The following is a 21,647-nucleotide window of genomic DNA, read 5'->3' as shown; positions in this document are numbered from 1 at the left end:
AGTTTTTTCAATGAAAACAACTAAATCCAAGAAAACAGAATACAGCGGTGAAATCACGATGATCGAATTTCTCAAGGCCAATCCTGATTTGACCACCAGAGAAATTGCCGTTGCACTGGGTCGCGGTATGTCGTCGGTCGGTAATCAGCTTCGCCAGTTACACGGAACAGGTCAGATTACCCAAAGCGGCATGCGGAATGGCGCGGCAATGTGGTGCTTCAACGATATGCCGTTTGGCTGCGCGAACCGGCTTCGGGCGAGGTTTGAAAGCCTTCTGCGGGAATGTCGTGGGGTCGCTCAATGAAATTACAGAAATGCCCTGATTGCGGCGCGTTACCTGAGTACCACTGGAAAGATTATACGTTTGGCTCTTGCTCTGGAGCACTGAAATGCCCGTATGACCATTACCGAGTCCAGCAAAGCTACTGGGCTGGTGGCAAGGATAAAGCCAGAAGAAAGCTGGAAGAAAAATGGGCTGAGACGGTTAATAAAAACGAGGTTAAAAATGGCTAAGAATTCAATCGACGCATACGGTGCCAGCGGCAAGACAAACGTTCTGATGTTTGAGCCGGAAAATCTGCATATTGTCACTGACAAGGCACACCCGCTTTACGATGAGCGTATTCACTTACCTCTCAGTGAAGCCATGGTGCTGAACATCATGGACCAGGGGGTTCTGGAGCCGATTATTGTGTGGAAAGACCCGGAAACGGGGCTGTCCTGCGTGGTCGATGGCCGTCAGCGTGTGCGCCATACCCTAGAAGCTAATAAGCGCCTGGCAAAAGAGGGTAAAACCCCGCTGCTGGTTCCGGCAGTCACTAAACGCGGTTCAGCTGTTCGCATGGCTCAGGCAATGGTCAGCGCAAACGAAATCCGCCAGGCCGACACACCGCTGGGCAGAGCCAAAAAGATGGCTGATGCGCTGGAGCGCGGGCATGACGAGGAAGACCTCGCGCTGATGTTCGGCGTCAGCGTCCCCACTGTACGCGCTACCCTATCCCTCCTGGATGCCACTCAGGCAGTCAAAGACGCGGTAGAGTCCGGCACAGTAACAGTTACCCAGGCGCGTCAACTGGCATCACTAAAACCCGAAGAACAGAGGGAAAAGGTAGCCGAAATCGAAGCGGCGACCGCTGGCACTACTGGTCATGAAAAAGCGCGTCGTCAGCGCCAGGTTCTCGGTGAGGCAAAGCCGCGCATCAAATCACGCAAAGAAATCACTAAAGCCCTCGAAGCTGCCAGCGGTGAATACGCTGATGCTCTGCGCTGGGTACTTGGGGAGGTAACATTATGAGTAAAGTAGGAGATCATTTCTTTGAGTTCCCTGCATCACGTGGAACTCAGGGCGGTTCAATTGTCCTGATGCTGACTGTTCCTGCACGGACACTAACGCGAGTTCTCGCCAGCGATAATTACGGGGACACTCTTGAACGCTCGCAGCGAGAACTGAACCCAGCCAGGGCGAAAAAGTTTTATCAGTATCTTGTTGAGGCATACGAGAACAAAGAGCCATTTATCATTCCACCGCTGGTAGGTAACTGCGACTCGTATGTTGAATTCGAAGAGTTCGGTAATACGAATGTCGGGGTGGCCCGTTTCCCGATGGATGCAGAAATTAAATTGTTTGATGGTCAGCATCGCGCAGCCGGTATTGCGGAGTATTGCCGAACCATTGATGAGCCGATCCATGTGCCGATGATGCTTACTCTCCAGTTACCACTGAAGACGCGACAGCAGTTTTTCTCGGACATTAACAACAATGTTTCGAAGCCATCTGCGGCTATCAACATGGCCTATAACGGGCGCGATAAGAACGCGCAGGAGATGGTTAGTTTTATCAGCTCACACGATGTCTTTTCTGAAGTCACCGATTTTGAGCATAACGTCGTTCCCGCGAAAAGCGATAAGTGGGTGAGCTTCAAAGCCCTTAGTGATGCCACTGCAAAATTTTCCGGTTCATGTTCACAAGATGATCTTGAGGGGTTGTGGAATGCGTGGCTGATGCTGACTGGTTTAGATGATATTCGCCGAGGTACGAACCAGGCCGAGTACAAACGCGAGTATATCCAGTTCCATGCTGTGATGATTAACGCCTTCGGCTACGCAGTGCAGAGATTAAGCGAAGGTCGGGGAGTTCGCGGGGTCACGCTGATGATTGAGGATCTGGTAATGAATACCGGCATTGCCGATCGTGAAGATTTCTTCCTCATTTCATCATGGGATGGTATTTGCGCCAGCTGCGAGAAAACAAGGCCAACGGTAATTGCGAATGTCTCATCTCAGAAAGCTGCAGCATCACGCCTGATGGATGCCATCGTGAATAAAAACTTGTCTGTTAGTCGCGGTAAGGAGGCCAACCATGACTGATGCCCTGACGAAAGAAAAAATCATTGATGCTATGCGCAGTTCAATTGAGGGCTTCTCCTTCTTAGTCGTCGATTCGCTGGAGTTTGAACTTAAGCGCCAGCTTGACGACGCTGAACAGCAGGAAGTTTCAACGGTTGTTGAACAGCTGGTTCTAACGTTTCCTGAACCATGTCCGCGCTGTGGCGTAACGTCTACGCGCCCGAATGGTGAGCATTATTGCCATGCTAACAGCGTGGAGGATGAATAAATGACCAGCAAATTAACCAGAGAGGCAATCACTCACGAATTGAAAATTTACCCTGAATTCTTCTCTGCTGTCTGTACTGGCGTTAAACGCGCAGAGCTACGCAAAAATGACCGTGATTATCGGGTAGGCGACACCCTCCACCTGCTGGAGACACCTCGCGGTAGCTGTAACCCGACAGGTGAATACATCAATGTGAAAATCACCCATATCGCTGACGTTGGCGAATGGATGCCGGGATATGTCCTGCTGAGCATTGAGCTACAGGAACGCCGCAAAGCCGCAATGGACAGCGAGCCGGTGGCGTATACCGACGAGCGCAACCTGGGCTATATCGACCGAGGGAGGGAGACGGCATATCTGTGGGGCAAGCAGAACTCAGAGGCGGGAGATGTCCCGCTCTATCGCCACGCGCAGCCGGTAGTGCCTGCAACTCTTCCGTGCTCCGTTGAGTTAAAGCCAGGTCTTATCATCGGCAAGGGGTGCAAAACAGAGACTTTGCTGACTGCACTGCGACGCCGTGCCGACTATAACGCTGACATTGACGCCATGACGCCAGAAGAACGTGCAAAGCATGACGCCAGTATCAAAACGTTCAAGGCCATGCTCGCAGCCGCCCCGCAGGAGGTGCCAGATGGAAAATGATAGCGACAACGTCATCACTCTGGTGCAGCCCAAGCGCGACGAAGAGAAGTTGCTGAACATCACCGTAACCGACAGAAAGGACTACAGGCAGCAACACTGCAAGCATAAAGCCGTTGAAGTCGATGAGAAGGCGCGGATCATTCTGTGCCTTCAATGCGGCTGCGCTGTAGACCCTTTCCAGTACGTTCTTCAGTGTGCGACTGATGGCGAGGCTGTGGTGAGAGAGATTCAGCAGCTTCATAACCGTCGTGATGAGCTGCGCGAAGCCGTCTCCAACCTAGAACGAGAAGAGAAAAACGCCAAGGCACGGTTACGTTCCGCCAGAACAGCAATCCTCTTCGCGGAAAACGACCTGAAAAATACTGAGCAGAGGATAAAGCAATAAAACACAAACACCATATTTGTTATCAACAAATCTAAGGTTTGTTATTTATGCAAATGATAACCAGAAAAAAAACAGCCTTTACCGAGTTGTATCAGACCGGCGTTATGACCCGTATTGTGGCAGTCAGAAATGCAGATAGCGGAAGCTGGCGACTGTTTGGCCTCTGGAGAGATAAGCAAATCGGCGTATACGTAGAAGCCGCTCGTGGGGGTGTCCGGGAATGGTCCGGGTTGGATTACCTGGCTAACTTCTGCGGTAGTTGCGGAATCAGTCGTTGGGAAGTTCACAGCAAGGTCGAGCCAAAGGCACCTCAGTAAATTCTCTATGCAATACAACCCGCTGCTGCGGGTTTCCTTTTATCAATCCTGACAAAAATTAACGTTTTGTGCTCTTAAGATATTGCTCATTCAATGAGTTAGGTGTACTGTTTATTTATACAGTATATCGAGTGGGGTGATAATATGAAAATCGAAGTAACCATCGACAAGACTAAAAAACTGCCAGAAGGGGCCATTCCCGCCCTTGAAGTTGAATTGCTGCGCCGTCTTCATCAAAACTATGAAGGCTGCAAACTAAATATAAGGCGCTCAAGTACTGACGGATTGACCGTTCTGGGCGGCGTTGATGGTGATAAAAAGCGCATAGAGCAAATCCTGCAGGAAACGTGGGAAAGTGCCGACGACTGGTTTTTCTGATTTTTGATTGGTAGTGCGCATTACCTCTGATGCCACTGCTCGATATTAGCGAGATAATTTCGCACTGGAGGTAATGTGAAAGGCACCAATAACTGTAAGGCAGAAACTGCCACTGGTGAAAAAATATCTTCATAAGGTGGCGGTCGATGAATACTGATGAGTTAATAGAGGCTATCCGCATTCCTGGTAGTTACGTGCTTGATAGCCTTCCAGGCGGTAAATATATACTCACTCCTATAGAGCCGGGTGAGATAAAAAATACTGAAACCTCTCACGAGGAATGTAAAAGCTTCTTCCAGCAGGACAGAAGCTGATTTATAATAATCACCTCGGCTGAACACCGAACCTATCGCGCCATCACCGGAGTAAAGTGATGACGCAAAAATGCAGCAACGCCATTTTTCGCCGTGCCTCAGTGCGCGGTGTTTCCGTTTGTCTGTCGCGCCAAGGCGGTGCGATATGAGCAAAACCAAAACAAAAGCTGAAAAGCTTCATCTTAGCCGCGTAGCCGCCCTAGGCTGCATAGTTTGCCGCAACCTTGATTACGGTGAATCACCCGCTGAAATACATCACTGCAGCTCTGGCACTGGCTTGTCTGTCCGCGCAGATAACTTCCATGTAATTCCTCTTTGCCACGCTCACCATCGCACTGGTGGTTACGGCGTTGCTATTCATGCCGGTCGTAAATCATGGGAAGAGAAATTCGGTACTGAGAGCGAGTTGCTGGCGCAGGTTCTTCAGGAATTGGGGGAGGTCACTGTATGACGCCGGTGGCCTACTACAACGAAATCGATCCCTTTGCAGCAGAATGGCTGCGGAATTTAATCGCCGGCGGTCACATCGCGCCTGGCGAAGTTGACGAACGGAGTATTGAAGATGTCACACCTGACGACCTCAGAGGATTTACCCAGTGCCACTTTTTCACCGGGATCGGCGTCTGGTCTCATTCCCTCCGCCTCGCCGGATGGCCTGACGATAAACCAATCTGGACAGGTTCCTGCCCATGCCAGCCTTTCAGCGCGGCAGGCAAAGGAGATGGGTTTGCTGACGAGCGGCACCTTTGGCCCCACTTCTTCCATCTCATCAGCGAGTGCAGACCTCAGCATGTCTTTGGCGAACAGGTTGCAAGCGGTAACGCAAACACATGGTTCGACCTTGTACAGGCAGACCTGGAAGGAGTGGGATACGCCTTCGGGCTTGTGCCGTTTACGTCAGCGGGCATCGGTGCGCCGCACATCAGAGAGCGAGCTTACTGGGTGGCCCACGCCGGTAGCCAATACGAATCCACAGCCGGAGACGAAGCGCGGATTACAACATGTCTCCGGAGCGGCACGATTAACGGGCTGGCAAACTCCGGTGGCGAACGACTCAACCGGATCAACCCATTGTTACAGTGGGAAGAATGTGGACGGGTCACCGAAAGTGTGCTTGAAGCTTCCAGGGACCGTAATGCTGGCAGCGTGGCCAACACCAACGGCGAGCGATCACAAAGGGAGCGGGAAAACTGTCATCAGGATCGATGGGAAGGATCGGACGTTCGACAGGCTGGATTACGCTGCGGAACAGGGGTTATCAGCACCCTTGAGGTTAACGGTTTTTGGCGAGATGCGGGCTGGCTCTTTTGTCGAGATGGCAAATGGCGTCCAGTTGAACCCGGAACATTCCCGCTGGTTGATGGGGCTGCCTCACGCCTGGGACGAGTCGAGCCCGGGGTGGCAAGAGTGGCAAGCAGCAACCGCGTCGGGCGTCTCAAAGGCTACGGCAACGCCATAAACGCCCAGGCAGCTGCGGCTTTCATTCGTGCTTATATGGAGGTCGTATGACTAATCCGTACTGCGAATCCCTCTCAGCTCTACGCAATGCGCCATCCCATTATTTAAAAGAGGTTGGCGACCAGTGGCGAACGCCGGATCCGCTTTTCTGGGGTATCAACGCGATGTTTGGTCCATTGATGCTGGACCTGTTCGCTGATGACAGCAATGCAAAATGCCCTGTCTGGTACACCGCAGAAGATAACGCGCTGACGCAAGACTGGTCTGGTCGCCTGGCAGAACTCGGCGGCGCAGCATTCGGCAATCCTCCATATAGCCGCTCTCAGTACCACGAAAAGCAAGCCATCACCGGCATGACGCACATCATGCACTACGCAGCTGCGCAACGCGAGAAGGGCGGTCGCTATGTTTTCCTGGTTAAATCCGCAACGAGCGAAACCTGGTGGCCGGAAGATGCGGATCATGTCTGCTTTATCCGTGGGCGGATTGGTTTCGATCTGCCTGTCTGGTTTAAACCCGCCAACGACAAACAAAGGCCGACCAGCGCGTTTTTTGCTGGTGCCATAGCTGTATTTGATAAGACCTGGCGAGGTGAGAAATTCAGTTATATCAACCGTACCGAATTGGAAGCGAAAGGCCAGTCATTTATGACGCTGGCACAGTTTGCCGCCGAGCAACCGAAAATCAAAAATGAGGTGAATAAATGATTAACCCTTCTGAGGTTGGTAAATCAGGTGAAATGGTTCGCCTCCGCACTCTGGAAAGCATCTGGATACAGGGAAAGCTGCGTATGTGGGGCCGCTGGTCGTATATTGGCGGTGGTAGCGGCGGCAATATGTTTAATCAATTGCTGGCATCCGGGAAGATAACGAAAACAGCTATCAACGATGCACTACGCCGGATGAAGAAATCAGGCATTTCCAAGCCAGAGCTTGAAGCGTTCTTTCAGGAGATTCTTAACGGCAAAAATAAAAGTGGACTGGCGTTCTGCACTGATGAAGAGGCGCTGACCATCAATTCAGTTCTCGGAGAAATACTGGTTCGCTCAGGGCATAAGAGTCTGTATGCGCTCATAGAAGACAGATATATCAAGCGTCTGAGTAAAAAAGCAATGGCTCGCGACCTTAACAAAAAACACCCAGAATGGTGTCTGCGCACATGCGAAAGCAGAATCGACGTTTGGCTAAATCTTGCAGAATCGATGCTTTATGCACCTATGTGTGATGCTTTCGGCACAAATAGCGACAGGTTTTACTTGAACTCTTGCGCAGAAAATGCTTGAATTGTGTTAGGCTCGGGACGTTAAAGCGAACTGAGCAACAACATTGAAGGCCCGCCATTGCGCGGGTTTTTTGTTGTAAAAAATGGCTGGTGGGTTACTATTCTCCCAAGGGATCATTAATTTATTCACAAGTGGCAACAATCAAATGGCTGATTTAGCTTACATTAACCCACAGATTTTCAATTGGGCACGTGCCAGAGCGCAAGTGTCTGAAGAAGATCTGTCTCATAGTTTAGGGGTTAAGCTAGAAAAAGTTATAGGTTGGTCCAGCGGTGATCAAAAGCCAACTTTTGGACAGGCTCAAAAATTAGCAAGTAAGTTACATATCCCGTTCGCATTCTTTTTTCTGCCATCTCCTCCAATCGATGTTCTACCTATACCTGATCTTAGAACTCCTGGTAATCATGGGTTGGCAAACATTAGCGTGGACTTGAAAGATACCATTGCTTCTGTAGTAAGACGACAAGAATGGTATAAAGATTATTTGAAAGATCAGAACGCGGAGCCTCTTGGTTTTATTGGTTCTTATGATGTCAATAGTAATCCAGATGATGTTGCTGAGAGCATCAGACAGACTCTTGGACTTAAGGATTTAAATCCAAGGGGCTTGAATTGGGAAGAATACCAAAGAAAGATTGTCGAGGGTGCTGAGGCTGCAGGAATACTGGTAATGCGAAGCGGCATTGTTGAAAACAATACTCGTCGTCCTCTAAGTGTCTCCGAGTTTCGTGGTTTTGCGATAAGTGATAATCATGCACCGGTTGTTTTTGTTAATCTACGTGATGCTCCTTCCGCAAGATTGTTCACATTGTTGCACGAACTAGCGCATTTGTGGCTGGGACAAAGTGGGGTTTCCAGTGTTGGTGCTTTTGAGGATCGCAGAGAAGAACGGTTTTGTAATGCAGTTGCAGGAGAATTTCTGGCTCCCGCAAGGGAGGTTACTGCCCTCTGGAGTGAAGACAAAGAGTTGAATGATAATGTGAGCGATATCGCAAGGACTTTCCATGTGAGTCGCTATGTCATCATCCGAAGAGCATTCGATCTTGGTTTGGTCTCTTACGATACTTATCAAGATTATTACAGAGAATTAATCAACCAGTTCAACAATGCTGATGGGGGTGGTGGCAACTTCTATGCAATTGCCAAGAATAAGAATAGCGCCCTTTTTAGCAAAGTTTTATTAAATGAAGCACTTAGCGGAAAAGTGCTTCTGAGGGATGCAGGTAAATTACTCGGTATATCTCCTGCAAAGTTAAAACAATATGCTATGGAAATTGGTGCCTAACTAATGTTTTTGATTGATGCCAACGTCTTCATCGAGGCGAAAAATAAGTACTATAATATGTCCTTTTGTCCGGCCTTTTGGGATTGGCTTCTTCGCGAGTGTGCAGGGCATAATATTTTTAGTATTCAAGGTATCTATCAAGAGCTGATAAACGGTAACGATGAGTTACGAACATGGTCTATGGATAACCGTCATTTCTTTCTACCCATGAGTGATGAAGATACACAAAGAAATGTTGCTGTTGTTGCCGCACATGTTGCAGATAAACAGCAGAGTGTGCCAATGTCAGTTGGTGCAATGGAAGAGTTTTTAAGAGGCGCTGATACATGGCTTATAGCAAAAGCTATGTCCACAGGGGCAACAATTGTTACGCATGAGAGACTTGATTTACAATGTAAACGCAAGTTTCTGATTCCTAACATTTGTAACCACTTTGGTGTTCAATATGTTGACACTTTCACTTTGTTGCAACAATTAAATGCATCTTTTATTCTTGCCGCATAATATATTTTACATATATTTAAACCTATTTTTTATATCAAAAAAGGGCTACCAAATGGTGGCCCTTTTTTTTATCTCCCCTCGTTTTGAGAGGACTCACAGCAATAGAGGGGGCTAAATGTCCGATCCTGTTTCTGGCACTACGGTAGCGGCTGGTGGGCTTATGGGGGCCAGCATGTTCGGCCTTGCAACTGGCATTGATTATGGCGTGGTGTTTGGTGCGTTCGCTGGTGCGGTGTTCTATGTAGCAACGGCGGTGAATATTAGCCGCATTAAGCTGGTGGGATACTTCATCACGTCATTCATCTTCGGCGTTATCGGCGCGCCTCTCCTTGGTTCGTACTTCTCAAAATGGACGGGGTATAGCGACAGGCCGCTTGATGCACTAGGTGCTGTAATCGTTGCAGCCATAGCCATTAAATTGCTGACATTCGTTAACAGTCAGGACCTGGGTAGCCTGTTTGGGATTCTCTCTCGCTTACGTGGAGGAGGGACAAGCAATGGTAACAAGTGATCCGAGCGCAATCATCAATGCGGTGATATGCGCTGTAATTGTTGTTGCGTTGATGTTCTACCGGCGCGACGGGTCAAGACACCGCCCCATGATATCGCTGATGGCTTACTTCACTGTGCTGGTTTACGCCAGCATCCCTTTCCGTTTCCTGTTTGGCCTGTACGAGTCATCCCACTGGCTGGTGGTGCTGGCGAACATTCTTATCTGCGGCGCGGTTCTCTGGTTCAGGGGGAATGTGGCGCGACTGGTTGATGCACTGAGGCACTGATGAACAAATCACAATTCCAGAAGGCGGCTGGTATAAGCGCCGGGTTAGCTGCGCGCTGGTTTCCGCACATTGATGCTGCGATGAAAGAATTCGGTATCACTGCTCCACTCGATCAGGCGATGTTCATAGCGCAGTGTGGGCACGAAAGCACGTCATTTACCCAGCTGGTCGAAAGTTTTAACTACAGCGTTGCCGGACTGGCTGGTTTTGTGAAGGCAAAGCGTATCACGCAGGACCAGGCAAACTCACTCGGGCGCAAATCATCGGAGAAGGTGCTACCGCTTGAACGCCAGAGAGCAATCGCAAATCTGGCCTACAGCAATCGCTACGGCAATAAGTCAGCAGGTGATGGCTGGAAATATCGCGGGCGAGGACTGAAGCAAATCACCTTCCTGGATAACTACCTGAGATGTGGCACTGCGCTAAGACTCGATTTAGTCAGCAACCCTGAACTGCTGGAGAAAGATATTAACGCAGCCCGCAGCGCCGCATGGTTCTATACCTCAAGCGGTTGTTTGAAATATCCGGGCGATTTAGTGCGCGTGACTCAGATTATCAATGGTGGTCAGAACGGCATTGATGACCGACGCGCCCGATTCCTGAAAGCTAAATCTGTTCTGGTGTGAGGTTCTCATGGGCATTGAAATGATTATTGGTCTGGCAACTGCGTTGCTGGCCATTGTCGCTGGCGCATTTGGGTTAGGCCATGCGCAAGGTACTAATAAAGCGGAAGCCAAAGCCGATCAGCAACGAACCGAAGATAATGCCGCTGCTACCGTTGCCGCAGCAGCAAGAAAAGCAGAAGTCACCAAAGAGGCCAGCAATGTACAGCAGACTGTTAGCCATATGCCTGATGACGATGTTGATCGGGAGCTGCGCGAGCAATTTACCCGCCCCGGTAGTCGTTGATACCGCGTGCAACTGGGTACGGATTATCTACCTAACAGACCACGATATCGATGTTCTCGACCGTCAGACGAAGCGCGACATTCTGGCGCATAACAAATCAGTGCAGGCTAACTGCCCAAATCTTAACCCCACATTTTAATCCCACATCGGGATAAATAATCCACATTACCGGCCTCTGCTTTCAAAAGAGCGAATAGCCAATTAGATGGGATTCGGGGAACTGAACATAGCAGGAAAGAGTCAAATTTTGTGACCTCAAACAACTTATCGCGTTGAAATTTAAAATTAGTCGCCAATATTAGAAGTACCATGATATGCATGGTTTATATGGAGATTAAACATGTTTGAAAACTATGCCTACGCGACAAAAGAAGAGCGTAACCGCGGTGAAATTGTAAAAGCAGCTTTAGAAATTATCAAAGCATCGGTATCAGCCTCTTCCAGCTACACAGGGAGAGACAAACTAGAAAAGGACATGAAATTTGCTATCGCAAATGTTGAGTCCTTGGCAGATGCTATTGAAGAGGCGATGAAAGGCAAGTGAGTAGAACTGCCTTATTGAGCTATTTATAGCCATCACAAAGGCCACCTACTGGTGGCTTTTTTAATGGCTTTAACAGAAGGACAAGAACCATGTCAAAACCGGACTGGGAGGCCATCGAATCGGCATACCGGGCCGGAGTCCTTGTTCTCCGTGATATAGGCGAGCAATACGGCGTAACTGAAGGGGCTATCAGGAAGAAAGCTAAGAAGTTTGGTTGGGTACGCAAGGCTGGTACGCAAGTACGCAAAAACGGTACGCAAAGTGGTACGCAAAAAAGCAAGGCGCGTACCAGCGAAAAGCCTGCCAGCGCTAGCCGTACACAAAAAAGTACGCAACCAAAAGCTGAACCTCCACACGATACGAAACCGATTCGCGGATCGCGTACCGATCCTCCGTCCAACCCATTCAAGCCCGGTAACCAGCATGCATTAAAGCACGGTGGTTATGCCCGTCGCCTTCTTCTTAAAGATGAGGTTATAGAAGATGCCCGAGCCCTACAGTTGGAGGATGAATTATTCCGTCTCAGGGCTAATAACCTGACGGCAGCTGAGAATATAGGCCGCTGGATAACCCTAATGGATGATGCGGAAAGCGATGAGGCGCGGGACAAACTTCAGGCACTGATAGTGGCGGCAGACAAAGCCATGATGCGCAACACAGTACGGATTGAGTCTATCGTCGGCACTCTGGCCACGGTTGGCAAAATCTTTGCTGATACTGACTACCGCAAGGCCGCCACTGAGAAGGTGTCTCTTGAGGCTGATCGCCTGCGCCGTGATGCTGGTATTGATGATGGTAACGGAGAGCGCGACCTCAATGACTTCTACTCTGACATCCAGACCGACGCTGAATCCGACTCTGCGTAACTTCTGGACTACCCAGGCACGTAACAAGGTGCTTTTCGGTGGCCGGTCATCGTCAAAATCATGGGATGCTGCTGGGTTTGCTATATTCCTGTCAAACAAATACAACCTACGTTTTTGTTGCGCCCGTCAGATCCAGAACAAAATTGAAGAGTCGGTTTATACCCTGCTCAAAATACAGATTGAGCGTTTTGGCCTGCGTCATCGCTTCCGCATTCTGAACAACAAAATTATTAACCGGGTCACCGGGTCTGAGTTCGTGTTTTATGGGCTCTGGCGCAACATTGAAGAGATTAAGTCTCTGGAGGGTATCAGCGTGCTGTGGCTTGAAGAGGCCCACGCGCTGACGGAGTACCAGTGGAAGATACTGGAGCCTACCATCCGTAAAGAGGGCTCAGAATGTTGGTTCATCTTTAACCCTGGACTGGTCACTGATTTCGTATGGCGTAACTTTGTGGTCGACCCTCCCGAAGATACGCTGATACGCAAAATCAACTACGACGAAAACCCGTTCCTGTCTGACACAATGCTGAAGGTCATCGAGGCCGCCAAGCGGCGCGATCCGGATGGATTTAAGCACGTCTACGAGGGGGTGCCGGAGTCTGATGATGATGCGGCTATTATTAAGCTGTCATGGATAGAGGCGGCAGTAGATGCGCATAAGATTCTTAACTTCGAGCCAAGCGGGCGTAAGCGTATTGGTTTCGATGTTGCTGATAGCGGTGCAGATAAGTGCGCTAACGTCTATCGCCATGGCTCTGTCGTGTACTGGGCGGATGAGTGGAAGGCGAAAGAAGACGAATTGCTTAAGAGCTGCCAGCGAACTTATCAGGCGGCTCTGGGGCGTGATGCTGATATCGTGTACGACTCGATAGGGGTGGGCGCTTCCGCTGGTGCCAAATTCTCAGAGATAAACGAGGATCGGAAGCGTGAGAACATGAACGCTTCACGCATTAACTACCAGCGATTCAATGCTGGTGCTGGCGTGAACGAGCCGGACAATGAATACATTGGCATTCCGAATAAAGACTTTTTCGCCAACCTAAAAGCGCAAGCCTGGTGGTTGGTGGCCGACCGCTTCCGTAACACCTTCAACGCCATAAACAATGGTGAGCAGTACCCGGTAGATGAGCTGATAAGCATCGACTCATCCTGCCCGCTGCTGGAAAAGCTCAAGCTGGAACTTACCACCCCACACCGTGACTTTGATAAAAACGGTCGCGTGATGGTGGAGAGCAAAAAGGACCTCGCAAAGCGTGATGTGCCATCGCCGAACGTGGCCGATGCCTTCATCATGGCGTTCGCTCCTACCGATACGGCTATGGATATCTGGGAAGCGTTGGGAAACAGCTAAACACCAGAAAATAGCCGCTTCGAGCAAAATTAACGCTATTCATTTTTTGACCCTGTTTATGCATGTTTTATTCACGCGCTTTTAGCCACTTAATCCAGTGAAATAAGCCTTTGGTGGACATTTCATCATGGGAGGGATCTGGCTGGTGCGGGTAACAGTCATTATGTTAAATCGGGCCGATTTTTAACAAATTATCTGATCCGTCACGGGTATCGAAAAACCGGAGTATCACCATGGCGAAAAAAACGGTACGAGTCGCCACGGCGGATTCGTACGATAACTTTATTGCCCGTGTCGGCATGCAGCAGCCAAACCAGCATGCCGCATCGACCTACCGGGCAAACTATACAAGCCGCAACCGCCTGCTTATTGAGTGGGCTTATCGTTCCTCCTGGATTATTGGCGCTGCTGTCGATTCGAAAGCGGACGACATGACCAAAAAGGGCGTCCGCATTACCAGCGAGATTGACCCGAAACGCCGTGGCATTCTGGAATCACGCTTTGATGAGCTTCAGTTGTGGGATTGCATCAACGAAACGTTGAAGTGGTCCAGGCTATATGGCGGGGCTGTAGCGCTGATCCTGATTGAAGGGCAGGCACCACTGACGCCGCTGATTCTGGACAAGGTTGGCAAGGGCAGTTTTAAAGGGCTGGCCGTACTTGACCGCTGGATGATTAACCCGCAGCTCACCAGGCGCATTAAAGCGCTTGGGCCTAACCTCGGCAAGCCTGAGTTCTACGACATCGTGACGACAGCGCAGGGGCTTCCAGCGTGGACCGTCCATCACAGCCGCCTGATTCGCATGGATGGTGTGAAACTGCCTTATCAGCAGAAAATCACTGAGAACGAGTGGGGCATGTCCATAGTCGAGCGTATTTTCGACCGCCTGACATCCTATGACAGTACCAGCGTTGGCGCTGCTCAGTTGGCGTACAAGGCGCATCTGCGAACGGCAAAGATTAAAAAGCTGCGTGAGATTATCGCCGTGGGCGGTAAGCCATTCGAAGCGCTGATTAAAAATATGGATATGGTCCGCCAGTTCCAGACGAACGAGGGCATGTCCCTGTTTGATTCGGAGGACGAATTTGAAACTCACTCATATTCTTTCGCGGGCCTTTCAGACCTGCTTGGCGAGTTTAAAGAAGATATTGCGGGGGCTGTTGGAATCCCGCTTGTTCGTCTGTTCCGTCAGTCGCCGAAGGGGTTCTCAACCGGTGATGCTGACCTTGCGAACTACTACGACGACGTTGGCACGCTTCAGGAGCGAGATTTACGGCCTCACATCCGCTTGCTATTCGATGTACTGCATCGCTCGGAGTTTGGCGAACCGCTGCCGGAAGATTTCACCTTTGAGTTTAATCCCCTGTGGCAGATGAGCGATACCGACCGCTCCACGGTAGCGACCAATACGACTACTGCGCTGGCTACTGCTGTGCGTGAGTTGGGTATGTCTCCGGCTGCTGCGCTGACAGACCTTAGAGAGATGTCTGACGTCACTGGCGTAGGTGCATCAATTTCTGATGAGGATATAGCAAATGCGGCGAAAGAGTGGGAGGAGGCTGAATCTGAAACCGAACCTCCGCCGACGATCGGAGCGTCAGTATCACAAAAGCCTGTTGGCGATAGTCGACCAGATAAATCAAATCGTCACGGCCTCTTACGATGGTTCACAGGCAAGCGCTGACAGCATTGCTAACACGCTGGTTGACTATTCCGGGATAATTGACGATTGGGCCGAAATGGTTGGCCGCAAGATGTTCGCCCAGGTAGAAAAAGAAGAGTGGAGCCAGTGGCGCTCTGTCTCGGAAGAAATCTCCGCTGGGCTGCGCGATGTGGTGGGTAACACGCCTGTCGGTATGGTGGCTCAGGATATCGTGTATCGCCAGATTCAGCTGATGAAGTCACTACCGATAGAAGCCGCAGACCGGGTTAAGGACATTCAGCAGCGGGCGATACAGGCCGTTATCAACGGTGAGCGACCGGATCAGCTCTATGAGATGATCATGCAGTCCGGCGACGTTGCAGCCAGCAGGGCCAGAATGATAGCCCGCACTGAGATTGGACGCGCAACCGGTGCACTGACTCAGGCGCGAGCGCTGGCCGTTGGTTCTGAAGGTTACTGGTGGCGTATCGAAGGGGCTGGCACCCGACCATCACACCGCAAAATGAAAGATAAGTTTGTGCGCTGGGATAACCCGCCAACACTCGACGGAATGACCGGCCACGCGGGATGTTTGCCTAACTGCAAATGCTGGTCGGAAGTTCAGATACCGGAGCCGAGAAAATGAGTAAACACAACTATTACACTTATTTCGAGGGTATTAACAAAGATGGAGTTGCTGTGTATAGCGGCAATAGCAGCTTCTACACTGAGCCATCCTGTGCTGATGGCGAGATTATTGAAGAGCACTCCAGGTACTTGCTTCTCGTTGCTCAACAAGCAAATCCCAAGGTTTTACGAATAGTGATAAAGAGCATCACAAAACTGTAGGTAATAACTTTAGAAAATACAGCTTTCACCCGCGAATCTAACCGAAGCCTCATACCCGTCAAATGTTATCAAAATGTTGTGTTCGAAAAGGATTCATTTCTGTCCAGATAAATGCTGGTTTCAGGGCTTTAGCGGGACATTTTAATCCAGTCCATTTTCGGTGGTGCGGGTAAGAACCATTATGTTAAATAGCCCGGTATTTCGAACAATTATCTCTTTACTGAAGGTCGCCAATGAGCGGCCTTTTTATTACGCCCCCCGGGAGTCCCAATGGTGAGAATCAATTTTATCGATGAGGACAGGTGGATAACCGTCCACCCCAACGGCGGGACGGGTACACCGGTTTTGATTGGCGAGGATGGGGTTGTCAAAGCCGGGATGGGAGGGAAATTTAATGGGCAGAGCATCACCCAGACCAAGAATAAAGAAACGCAGCCGGAAAAATCAACGCCAGTTAACGAGTTGACGAAGCCGAAACCGGAATTTGAAGGTAAGTACAAAATCAGCCTGAATGAAAAGCAGAGCGTTGCCTACCGAAGCTGGAAAGCCGAACTGGAAAAACCACCAAAAAGCGACAGCGATGCCAGATTCAATTCAAAGGTTCGACAGCTTTTCAATGAGGCATCTGAAAATAAGGATGCAAGAGATTTGTTACTGCGATTCCTGAATAACAACCCAAAAGCATTTCTGGATATATCACGTAGATATCAACGCAAAGGCGGCAAAACCGGCGACGCCGATACAGGGCGACACACCATGAAATATTTCTTTAAAACCCGCCTGGGGAACACTCGTTTCCAGCTCGCTGATGGCTCAGTGCTGTTCAAGGATGTGCCGATCGGCCGTACAGGAGAGCAGGAGTACGACAAAACCGAGCGCCCAGAGCTTACCCCTGATGCGCGGGGGAAAATCATCGTACGGCGGACACCTGAACAGGTGTTTAGCGAGCGAGCCATGGCGTCCTTTGAAGGCATGGCCGTAACGATAGGTCACCCGCGAGATTTCAATGGCGACATTATTTTTGTTGCTCCTGAGAACTGGCGACTTCTGGCGCACGGACACATTCAGAACGTCAGGCGCGGGGAGGGCGACAAGTCCGATCTTCTGCTTGCTGATGTCATTGTCAAAAGCCCTGAAGGACTCCAGGCAATTGATGATGGCGATGATGAGGTGAGCTGTGGTTACGACGCAGACTACGAACAAATTTCACCCGGCCTCGCAATTCAATCTGCGATAACCGGTAACCATATGGCCCTCGTCCCTAATGGGCGTGCTGGCTTTCGTTGCAAAATAGGGGATGCTATGCCAAGCACAACTAAAAACTGGTTTACCCGGCTTCTTAAGGCCCGAAAAACCAATGACGCCGCTGAAATGGCGAATCTTGTCGATAACGCGCCGGAAAGCATTACCGGTGATGACGACGTAAGTTCTTCGATTACGCCGGGTGGTGTGGTGATTAATCTCTCACCGCAAAGCCCGCTGCCGGGTCCAGCTCTTCCGGGGACTGGTGATGCTGAAGAAGAAATTCCCGCGTGGGGTAAAGCGCTGATCGAGGCGGTCGCTAAACTCGCCCCGGCATCTGCAACAGGTGATGCAGACGACGATGACGAAGAGAAGGACGAAAAGGAAGGGGCTGTTACTGGTGATGCCGCGTATCGTGCCGATCTGATTCAGCCTGGCATTCAGTTACCTGCTACGGCAAAGCCTACCGCGTTCAAGCGTTCAGTTCTGGCAACTGCCGATCAGGCGATGGTGCGCTCTATCGTGGGTGATGCCGATATCAGCAAACTGAAAAAAGCCACCGTTGATATGGCATTCAATGCTGTCTCTGAAGTGGCGAAAAACCGTAATACCGCAGCCAAAACCGCTGACGGCTTCCGCTCTATCAACTCCAACACCACCAAATCCATCGCGGAGATTAACGCTGCCGCGAAGGAACTCTGGGCTAAACGCTAACGAGGCATTCAATGGACAACACTATTCTCTACCGGATGTCTTCGGGCATCGCCGGTGCAATTTCACGTCCGCAGGATCTGACGGTTGAACCTCAGACACTGGACAGCACGAAGGCTTTTGCCGCCTACGGACTCGCCGGAAAGTTCTCCGCAGGTAAATTTGTGCCGATTGAGGCGGCTGACACGGCGGCTGTTGTGGTGGGTATCTATGTTCGCCCGTACCCGACAGCCTCGCAGCCTGACAAGGTACGTCAGATCGGTACTGGCTATAACTTCGCGGGCGACTGCATGAAGCGCGGTTATGTGACGGTGAACCTCGGCGCGGATGCCAGCGCAGTGGCGCTTGGTGGTGAGGTTTATATGCGTGTAGCCACTCCATCCGATACCAGTCCTCTGGGTGCCTTCCTCGCTGCTGCTGATGGCGAAAACACCGTTCAGCTCACCAACGCTTATTTCAATGGACCTGGCGATGCCAACGGCAACATTGAACTGGCCTTTAACATTTAAGGAAATCGCAAATGCCAATGACATTTGACCAGGCAACAGTCGACAGTTCTGGTGCCTTTCTGATTCACGAGCTGGAGCGCCTCGATCAAACGCTGAACCTGCCACTGACCTCCCAGACGTGGAGCCGTGATATTCAGCTGCGTGAAGACGTTTCTATCGCTGACGAAATTAGCTCCTTCACCAACACCACCTTTGCCGCTGCCGGTACACCTAACGCCAACGGTAAAAACTGGATCAGCCCGTTGGCCACTGCGATTGCAGGTGTCAATGTTGATATCGAGAAAAAGGGCTTCCCGCTGGAATTATGGGGCATGGAGCTTGGCTGGACCGTTATCGAACTGAATGCTGCGGCACAGGTCGGGCGTCCTATCGATACCCAGAAGTACGATGGCATGCAGCTGAAGTGGAACATGGATACCGATGAGCAGGTTTATATCGGTGATGCGGCGAAAGGCGCTAAAGGTCTGCTTAATCTGTCTCAGGTAACGCCGACCAACGCGACCAAAACGTGGGCGACCTCCACTGCCGACGAGATCCGCGCCAGCATTAACCAGGTACTGAGCAATGCGTGGGCTCGTTCCGCTTACTCCAAAGTGCCGGAAGATTTGCTGATCCCGCCTGAACAGTATTCGTTTATTGCGAGCACCATCGTTTCCAGCGCCGGTAATCAGTCTCTTCTGACCTATCTGGAGACGAACACCATCGCCTACCACCAGAACGGCAAGCCGCTGAACATTCGTCCGGTTAAATGGATGAAAGGTCGCGGTGTGGGCGGTACTGATCGCATGGTGGCTTACACCAACGATAAGAAGTTTGTGCGCTTCCCGATGGTTCCGCTGCAGAGCGTCCCGATCCAGTATCGCGGCCTGTATCAGCTGGTGACCTACTACGGCAAGCTGGGTGCAGTTGAACCGGTTTACCCGGAAACCCTGAACTACATGGATGGCATTTAATCCAGATACAGCCCCTTCACAGGGGCTTTTTTCTAAGGAATCCCGATGAAGAGAATCTATGTACTGACCGCGTTTAACTTCAACGACGGCGACAAAATCACGCCATTCGCTGCAGGCTTTCATGACGTTGATGATGCCATTGCAGAGCATTGGTTTGTAAAAGCGCATTGCTCACCTGATGGTGAGGCCCCGGCAGTGGGTGAAGATCCGCGCATTGCTGAGTACGAAGCGCGTATTGCAGAACTCGAAGCGAAGCTGGCGGAGACTACCACCAATGGCAAGAAATCAAAGTCTACCGACGCCTGAGCAGTTCAGAGCCGCATTCCCACAGTTCGATGACGAAACAAAGTACCCCACCCCCATGATTCAGGCGAGGCTTGCTCTCGCTGATGTCCTGTTGAGTGAATCGCGTTTTGGTGAGGATATTTTCCCTTACGTCGTCGGGCTATATGTCGCGCACTATCTGTACCTTTACGCCGCTGACATGCGTGGTTTGGCTGTGGGTACTGCTGGTGGCGCAAATAGCGGCGTACAGACTTCAAAATCAGTGGATAAGGTTTCGGTAAGCTATGACGCCAGCGCGACACTGGACCCTAACGCGGGCTTCTGGAACAACTCCCGGTATGGTTCTGAATTCTGGGAATATCTGATGCTGTTTGGTGCAGGAGCAATTCAGTTGGGGACGCCGTAATGAAAAGCGGACTCTCGATACGCTCAGATAATTACGCCGATGTTCTGGATGCGCTGAATAAGCTTTCCGGTACTGATGTGCTGGTGGGTATTCCTGCGGGTCCACCGCGTGAAGATTCCCCACTGAGCAACGCTGAAATTGGCTACCTGCAATCTACTGGCGCGACCGTGGAGATCGACGGTGAAACCGTAACTCTTCCGCCCAGGCCGTTTCTCGACATGGGTATAGAAGATTCTCGGGACAAAACCACTGAGCGGTTAAAGCTTGCGGCTCAGTCAGCCCTTGAGGGTAACGCAGCAATGGCGGAGCAGCACCTTGAAGCCGCAGGCCAGATTGCCCGCGATGCGGCAAAGGCGGTTATTGGTGACGGTGAGAGGCTGGAACCCTTATCTGAAAAGACGCTCCAGCGACGTCGTGCTGCTGGTTTGCGAGGTAATAAGCCTCTCTATGCTCATGGCTTCCTGTTGCGTGCGATTCAATACGTCGTGAGGAAAAAATAATGCCCTTTCTCGATGTGACAGAGGTTCTGCTGGACCCTGATTTTGTCGACCTGACGCTGGTATGTCACCGGCAGACGCAGACGGTCGATGAGGATAACTTCCCCATTAACACGCCTCAGGATATTCCGTTCTCCGGGGTGGTGACCGTCGACCGTTCGCTTGAAGCAAAGCGCATGGCTGCCGGACAGAACATTAACGGCGCAATCCTCATCGTGACACAGTTCAGACTGACGCAGGGCCAGCCCGGCTTAGATGCCGATATCGTGACTTATCGCGGGCGAGAGTATCGCGTGACGTTTGTCGATCCGTATACGGCGTACGGTGCCGGGTTCGTCCAGGCACATTGCGAGCTGCTGGAATTCGACGGAGGAACGCCAATTGAGTGATGACAGCAGATCGGCTGGCTATCTGGCACCGGTCGGTGACTCACCACCCTACGATACGGAACTGGAGCGGTTAATCAGTCGCTGGATTCGCTGCGTGACCGGGCTGGATGCCAAGCTGGTTTACCCACGCTGGACCGACCCACAAAAGCAGATACCTAAAAACGGCACCACCTGGTGTGCATTCGGCATTACCGGTATTCAGGAAGACTTTAACCCCGCATATGTGCAGGGCGAAGAGAACACTGCTCAGTGGTCGCATGAGACTATCAGCCTGATTCTGTGTTTCTACGGTCCTCAGGGACTGGCAACGGCAACGCGCTTTCGTGACGGGCTGCTGGTGGCGCAAAATAACGAAGAACTTAACCGCTCCGGGCTGACGTTTATGCAGCAGGGGCGGATCCTCAACCTTCCCGAACTCATCAATAACCAGTGGGTACGCCGCTACGATATCAGCGTTGACCTGCGTCGAAAAATTACCCGCCAGTACGGCATTCAATCGCTGGTCGATGCGCCAGTTCAATTCTTTGGAGATTAA

Annotated in this window: 32 protein-coding genes and 1 pseudogene; all 33 read left to right on the top strand. The window is 50.8% G+C overall.

The annotated features are described in order from the left end of the window. Positions 1–10: 10 nt before the first annotated feature. The 33 genes and pseudogenes from ACSIPU_RS07495 (at position 11) to ACSIPU_RS07335 (ending at position 21,647) form a co-directional block, all read left to right on the top strand. Positions 11–304 carry a hypothetical protein gene (locus ACSIPU_RS07495; protein WP_435321812.1) on the top strand — a complete coding sequence of 98 codons (294 nt, stop codon included), beginning with the start codon at positions 11–13 and terminating at the stop codon, positions 302–304. Continuing rightward, complete coding sequence (locus ACSIPU_RS07490) at positions 301–513, top strand: hypothetical protein (protein WP_032694889.1); 213 nt, start codon at positions 301–303, stop codon at positions 511–513. The genes ACSIPU_RS07495 and ACSIPU_RS07490 overlap by 4 nt, the downstream gene beginning before the upstream one ends. Further along, positions 506–1,294, top strand: coding sequence for a ParB/RepB/Spo0J family partition protein (locus ACSIPU_RS07485; protein ID WP_435321810.1), 789 nt, complete (start codon positions 506–508; stop codon positions 1,292–1,294). Before ACSIPU_RS07490 ends, ACSIPU_RS07485 begins: the two co-directional genes overlap by 8 nt. Then, positions 1,291–2,367: a DGQHR domain-containing protein gene (locus ACSIPU_RS07480; RefSeq protein ID WP_435321809.1), complete on the top strand. Its 1,077-nt coding sequence runs from the start codon at positions 1,291–1,293 to the stop codon at positions 2,365–2,367. The genes ACSIPU_RS07485 and ACSIPU_RS07480 overlap by 4 nt, the downstream gene beginning before the upstream one ends. Beyond that, positions 2,360–2,614 carry a hypothetical protein gene (locus tag ACSIPU_RS07475; protein WP_435321807.1) on the top strand — a complete coding sequence of 85 codons (255 nt, stop codon included), beginning with the start codon at positions 2,360–2,362 and terminating at the stop codon, positions 2,612–2,614. The genes ACSIPU_RS07480 and ACSIPU_RS07475 overlap by 8 nt, the downstream gene beginning before the upstream one ends. After that, entirely contained in the window at positions 2,615–3,256 is a 642-nt protein-coding gene (locus ACSIPU_RS07470) for a DUF3850 domain-containing protein (RefSeq protein WP_435321805.1), read from the top strand. After that, positions 3,246–3,641: a hypothetical protein gene (locus ACSIPU_RS07465; protein WP_435321804.1), complete on the top strand. Its 396-nt coding sequence runs from the start codon at positions 3,246–3,248 to the stop codon at positions 3,639–3,641. Before ACSIPU_RS07470 ends, ACSIPU_RS07465 begins: the two co-directional genes overlap by 11 nt. Before the next feature lie 461 nt (positions 3,642–4,102). Next, a complete protein-coding gene (locus ACSIPU_RS07460; protein ID WP_211813494.1) occupies positions 4,103–4,336 on the top strand; it encodes a DinI family protein in 234 nt (77 codons plus the stop codon). A gap of 146 nt (positions 4,337–4,482) precedes the next feature. Further along, positions 4,483–4,650 (top strand): hypothetical protein, encoded by a 168-nt coding sequence (locus tag ACSIPU_RS07455; protein WP_196090314.1) that lies wholly within the window; start codon positions 4,483–4,485, stop codon positions 4,648–4,650. A gap of 145 nt (positions 4,651–4,795) precedes the next feature. Continuing rightward, on the top strand, positions 4,796–5,101 hold the full coding sequence (locus ACSIPU_RS07450) for a Ref family recombination enhancement nuclease (protein WP_435321801.1): 306 nt from the start codon (positions 4,796–4,798) through the stop codon (positions 5,099–5,101). Then, entirely contained in the window at positions 5,098–6,159 is a 1,062-nt protein-coding gene (locus ACSIPU_RS07445; protein ID WP_435321800.1) for a DNA cytosine methyltransferase, read from the top strand. The genes ACSIPU_RS07450 and ACSIPU_RS07445 overlap by 4 nt, the downstream gene beginning before the upstream one ends. Next, a pseudogene (locus tag ACSIPU_RS07440) lies at positions 6,156–6,776 on the top strand (phage N-6-adenine-methyltransferase); the annotation flags it as partial. The gene ACSIPU_RS07445 and the pseudogene ACSIPU_RS07440, both read left to right, overlap by 4 nt. Before the next feature lie 35 nt (positions 6,777–6,811). Then, positions 6,812–7,390 carry a DUF1133 family protein gene (locus ACSIPU_RS07435; RefSeq protein ID WP_435321799.1) on the top strand — a complete coding sequence of 193 codons (579 nt, stop codon included), beginning with the start codon at positions 6,812–6,814 and terminating at the stop codon, positions 7,388–7,390. Positions 7,391–7,535: 145 nt separating this feature from the next. Beyond that, positions 7,536–8,675 (top strand): ImmA/IrrE family metallo-endopeptidase, encoded by a 1,140-nt coding sequence (locus ACSIPU_RS07430; protein ID WP_221006744.1) that lies wholly within the window; start codon positions 7,536–7,538, stop codon positions 8,673–8,675. Between the two features lie 3 nt (positions 8,676–8,678). Continuing rightward, positions 8,679–9,179, top strand: a complete 501-nt coding sequence (locus ACSIPU_RS07425) for a DUF4411 family protein (RefSeq protein WP_221006742.1) — start codon at positions 8,679–8,681, stop codon at positions 9,177–9,179. 115 nt (positions 9,180–9,294) lie between these two features. Continuing rightward, positions 9,295–9,690 carry a phage holin family protein gene (locus ACSIPU_RS07420; protein WP_064353266.1) on the top strand — a complete coding sequence of 132 codons (396 nt, stop codon included), beginning with the start codon at positions 9,295–9,297 and terminating at the stop codon, positions 9,688–9,690. After that, on the top strand, positions 9,677–9,958 hold the full coding sequence (locus tag ACSIPU_RS07415; RefSeq protein ID WP_017145564.1) for a phage holin family protein: 282 nt from the start codon (positions 9,677–9,679) through the stop codon (positions 9,956–9,958). Before ACSIPU_RS07420 ends, ACSIPU_RS07415 begins: the two co-directional genes overlap by 14 nt. Continuing rightward, the gene (locus tag ACSIPU_RS07410; RefSeq protein WP_319793344.1) at positions 9,958–10,584 is read left to right on the top strand and encodes a glycoside hydrolase family 19 protein; all 627 of its coding nucleotides are present in this window, start codon (positions 9,958–9,960) and stop codon (positions 10,582–10,584) included. The genes ACSIPU_RS07415 and ACSIPU_RS07410 overlap by 1 nt, the downstream gene beginning before the upstream one ends. 7 nt (positions 10,585–10,591) lie before the next feature. After that, positions 10,592–10,867, top strand: coding sequence for a hypothetical protein (locus ACSIPU_RS07405; RefSeq protein ID WP_319793343.1), 276 nt, complete (start codon positions 10,592–10,594; stop codon positions 10,865–10,867). Then, positions 10,818–11,006: a hypothetical protein gene (locus tag ACSIPU_RS07400; RefSeq protein ID WP_319793342.1), complete on the top strand. Its 189-nt coding sequence runs from the start codon at positions 10,818–10,820 to the stop codon at positions 11,004–11,006. Before ACSIPU_RS07405 ends, ACSIPU_RS07400 begins: the two co-directional genes overlap by 50 nt. 201 nt (positions 11,007–11,207) lie before the next feature. Then, positions 11,208–11,411: a hypothetical protein gene (locus ACSIPU_RS07395; protein WP_282388814.1), complete on the top strand. Its 204-nt coding sequence runs from the start codon at positions 11,208–11,210 to the stop codon at positions 11,409–11,411. Positions 11,412–11,779: 368 nt separating this feature from the next. Next, complete coding sequence (locus ACSIPU_RS07390; RefSeq protein ID WP_224226768.1) at positions 11,780–12,277, top strand: hypothetical protein; 498 nt, start codon at positions 11,780–11,782, stop codon at positions 12,275–12,277. Next, complete coding sequence (locus tag ACSIPU_RS07385) at positions 12,228–13,628, top strand: PBSX family phage terminase large subunit (RefSeq protein ID WP_319793341.1); 1,401 nt, start codon at positions 12,228–12,230, stop codon at positions 13,626–13,628. The genes ACSIPU_RS07390 and ACSIPU_RS07385 overlap by 50 nt, the downstream gene beginning before the upstream one ends. A 233-nt stretch (positions 13,629–13,861) precedes the next feature. Continuing rightward, positions 13,862–15,313: a DUF1073 domain-containing protein gene (locus ACSIPU_RS07380; protein ID WP_319793340.1), complete on the top strand. Its 1,452-nt coding sequence runs from the start codon at positions 13,862–13,864 to the stop codon at positions 15,311–15,313. 55 nt (positions 15,314–15,368) lie between these two features. Continuing rightward, on the top strand, positions 15,369–15,917 hold the full coding sequence (locus ACSIPU_RS07375; RefSeq protein WP_207172829.1) for a phage head morphogenesis protein: 549 nt from the start codon (positions 15,369–15,371) through the stop codon (positions 15,915–15,917). A 959-nt stretch (positions 15,918–16,876) separates the two neighbouring features. Further along, positions 16,877–18,076: a DUF2213 domain-containing protein gene (locus ACSIPU_RS07370; RefSeq protein WP_319793439.1), complete on the top strand. Its 1,200-nt coding sequence runs from the start codon at positions 16,877–16,879 to the stop codon at positions 18,074–18,076. A gap of 11 nt (positions 18,077–18,087) precedes the next feature. Beyond that, a complete protein-coding gene (locus tag ACSIPU_RS07365; protein ID WP_128350397.1) occupies positions 18,088–18,582 on the top strand; it encodes a structural cement protein Gp24 in 495 nt (164 codons plus the stop codon). Positions 18,583–18,593: 11 nt separating this feature from the next. Continuing rightward, positions 18,594–19,535 carry a DUF2184 domain-containing protein gene (locus ACSIPU_RS07360; protein ID WP_014837657.1) on the top strand — a complete coding sequence of 314 codons (942 nt, stop codon included), beginning with the start codon at positions 18,594–18,596 and terminating at the stop codon, positions 19,533–19,535. A gap of 45 nt (positions 19,536–19,580) precedes the next feature. Continuing rightward, the gene (locus tag ACSIPU_RS07355) at positions 19,581–19,841 is read left to right on the top strand and encodes an STY1053 family phage-associated protein (RefSeq protein WP_319793339.1); all 261 of its coding nucleotides are present in this window, start codon (positions 19,581–19,583) and stop codon (positions 19,839–19,841) included. Then, a complete protein-coding gene (locus ACSIPU_RS07350) occupies positions 19,810–20,226 on the top strand; it encodes a DUF4054 domain-containing protein (protein ID WP_319793338.1) in 417 nt (138 codons plus the stop codon). The genes ACSIPU_RS07355 and ACSIPU_RS07350 overlap by 32 nt, the downstream gene beginning before the upstream one ends. Then, the gene (locus tag ACSIPU_RS07345) at positions 20,226–20,726 is read left to right on the top strand and encodes a hypothetical protein (protein WP_319793337.1); all 501 of its coding nucleotides are present in this window, start codon (positions 20,226–20,228) and stop codon (positions 20,724–20,726) included. The genes ACSIPU_RS07350 and ACSIPU_RS07345 overlap by 1 nt, the downstream gene beginning before the upstream one ends. Then, on the top strand, positions 20,726–21,112 hold the full coding sequence (locus tag ACSIPU_RS07340; protein WP_207171709.1) for a head-tail adaptor: 387 nt from the start codon (positions 20,726–20,728) through the stop codon (positions 21,110–21,112). The genes ACSIPU_RS07345 and ACSIPU_RS07340 overlap by 1 nt, the downstream gene beginning before the upstream one ends. After that, positions 21,105–21,647 carry a phage neck terminator protein gene (locus ACSIPU_RS07335; RefSeq protein ID WP_406601682.1) on the top strand — a complete coding sequence of 181 codons (543 nt, stop codon included), beginning with the start codon at positions 21,105–21,107 and terminating at the stop codon, positions 21,645–21,647. The genes ACSIPU_RS07340 and ACSIPU_RS07335 overlap by 8 nt, the downstream gene beginning before the upstream one ends.

It is taken from the genome of Klebsiella sp. HN106, assembly GCF_051209435.1.
Taxonomy (GTDB): domain Bacteria; phylum Pseudomonadota; class Gammaproteobacteria; order Enterobacterales; family Enterobacteriaceae; genus Klebsiella; species Klebsiella oxytoca.
This window is presented reverse-complemented; position numbering and strand designations above follow the sequence as displayed.

Excerpts from the sequence above, each read along its gene's own strand:
- ACSIPU_RS07485 (WP_435321810.1), top strand. The coding sequence starts at position 506 with ATGGCTAAGAATTCAATCGACGCATACGGTGCCAGCGGCAAGACAAAC.
- ACSIPU_RS07460 (WP_211813494.1), top strand. The coding sequence starts at position 4,103 with ATGAAAATCGAAGTAACCATCGACAAGACTAAAAAACTGCCAGAAGGG.
- ACSIPU_RS07365 (WP_128350397.1), top strand. The coding sequence starts at position 18,088 with ATGGACAACACTATTCTCTACCGGATGTCTTCGGGCATCGCCGGTGCA.
- ACSIPU_RS07465 (WP_435321804.1), top strand. The coding sequence starts at position 3,246 with ATGGAAAATGATAGCGACAACGTCATCACTCTGGTGCAGCCCAAGCGC.
- ACSIPU_RS07380 (WP_319793340.1), top strand. The coding sequence starts at position 13,862 with ATGGCGAAAAAAACGGTACGAGTCGCCACGGCGGATTCGTACGATAAC.
- ACSIPU_RS07425 (WP_221006742.1), top strand. The coding sequence starts at position 8,679 with ATGTTTTTGATTGATGCCAACGTCTTCATCGAGGCGAAAAATAAGTAC.
- ACSIPU_RS07495 (WP_435321812.1), top strand. The coding sequence starts at position 11 with ATGAAAACAACTAAATCCAAGAAAACAGAATACAGCGGTGAAATCACG.
- ACSIPU_RS07345 (WP_319793337.1), top strand. The coding sequence starts at position 20,226 with ATGAAAAGCGGACTCTCGATACGCTCAGATAATTACGCCGATGTTCTG.
- ACSIPU_RS07490 (WP_032694889.1), top strand. The coding sequence starts at position 301 with ATGAAATTACAGAAATGCCCTGATTGCGGCGCGTTACCTGAGTACCAC.
- ACSIPU_RS07395 (WP_282388814.1), top strand. The coding sequence starts at position 11,208 with ATGTTTGAAAACTATGCCTACGCGACAAAAGAAGAGCGTAACCGCGGT.
- ACSIPU_RS07360 (WP_014837657.1), top strand. The coding sequence starts at position 18,594 with ATGCCAATGACATTTGACCAGGCAACAGTCGACAGTTCTGGTGCCTTT.
- ACSIPU_RS07355 (WP_319793339.1), top strand. The coding sequence starts at position 19,581 with ATGAAGAGAATCTATGTACTGACCGCGTTTAACTTCAACGACGGCGAC.
- ACSIPU_RS07385 (WP_319793341.1), top strand. The coding sequence starts at position 12,228 with ATGACTTCTACTCTGACATCCAGACCGACGCTGAATCCGACTCTGCGT.
- ACSIPU_RS07470 (WP_435321805.1), top strand. The coding sequence starts at position 2,615 with ATGACCAGCAAATTAACCAGAGAGGCAATCACTCACGAATTGAAAATT.
- ACSIPU_RS07475 (WP_435321807.1), top strand. The coding sequence starts at position 2,360 with ATGACTGATGCCCTGACGAAAGAAAAAATCATTGATGCTATGCGCAGT.
- ACSIPU_RS07480 (WP_435321809.1), top strand. The coding sequence starts at position 1,291 with ATGAGTAAAGTAGGAGATCATTTCTTTGAGTTCCCTGCATCACGTGGA.
- ACSIPU_RS07420 (WP_064353266.1), top strand. The coding sequence starts at position 9,295 with ATGTCCGATCCTGTTTCTGGCACTACGGTAGCGGCTGGTGGGCTTATG.
- ACSIPU_RS07340 (WP_207171709.1), top strand. The coding sequence starts at position 20,726 with ATGCCCTTTCTCGATGTGACAGAGGTTCTGCTGGACCCTGATTTTGTC.
- ACSIPU_RS07445 (WP_435321800.1), top strand. The coding sequence starts at position 5,098 with ATGACGCCGGTGGCCTACTACAACGAAATCGATCCCTTTGCAGCAGAA.
- ACSIPU_RS07405 (WP_319793343.1), top strand. The coding sequence starts at position 10,592 with ATGGGCATTGAAATGATTATTGGTCTGGCAACTGCGTTGCTGGCCATT.
- ACSIPU_RS07370 (WP_319793439.1), top strand. The coding sequence starts at position 16,877 with ATGAAATATTTCTTTAAAACCCGCCTGGGGAACACTCGTTTCCAGCTC.
- ACSIPU_RS07435 (WP_435321799.1), top strand. The coding sequence starts at position 6,812 with ATGATTAACCCTTCTGAGGTTGGTAAATCAGGTGAAATGGTTCGCCTC.
- ACSIPU_RS07450 (WP_435321801.1), top strand. The coding sequence starts at position 4,796 with ATGAGCAAAACCAAAACAAAAGCTGAAAAGCTTCATCTTAGCCGCGTA.
- ACSIPU_RS07415 (WP_017145564.1), top strand. The coding sequence starts at position 9,677 with ATGGTAACAAGTGATCCGAGCGCAATCATCAATGCGGTGATATGCGCT.
- ACSIPU_RS07350 (WP_319793338.1), top strand. The coding sequence starts at position 19,810 with ATGGCAAGAAATCAAAGTCTACCGACGCCTGAGCAGTTCAGAGCCGCA.
- ACSIPU_RS07430 (WP_221006744.1), top strand. The coding sequence starts at position 7,536 with ATGGCTGATTTAGCTTACATTAACCCACAGATTTTCAATTGGGCACGT.
- ACSIPU_RS07410 (WP_319793344.1), top strand. The coding sequence starts at position 9,958 with ATGAACAAATCACAATTCCAGAAGGCGGCTGGTATAAGCGCCGGGTTA.
- ACSIPU_RS07375 (WP_207172829.1), top strand. The coding sequence starts at position 15,369 with ATGGTTGGCCGCAAGATGTTCGCCCAGGTAGAAAAAGAAGAGTGGAGC.
- ACSIPU_RS07455 (WP_196090314.1), top strand. The coding sequence starts at position 4,483 with ATGAATACTGATGAGTTAATAGAGGCTATCCGCATTCCTGGTAGTTAC.
- ACSIPU_RS07400 (WP_319793342.1), top strand. The coding sequence starts at position 10,818 with ATGTTGATCGGGAGCTGCGCGAGCAATTTACCCGCCCCGGTAGTCGTT.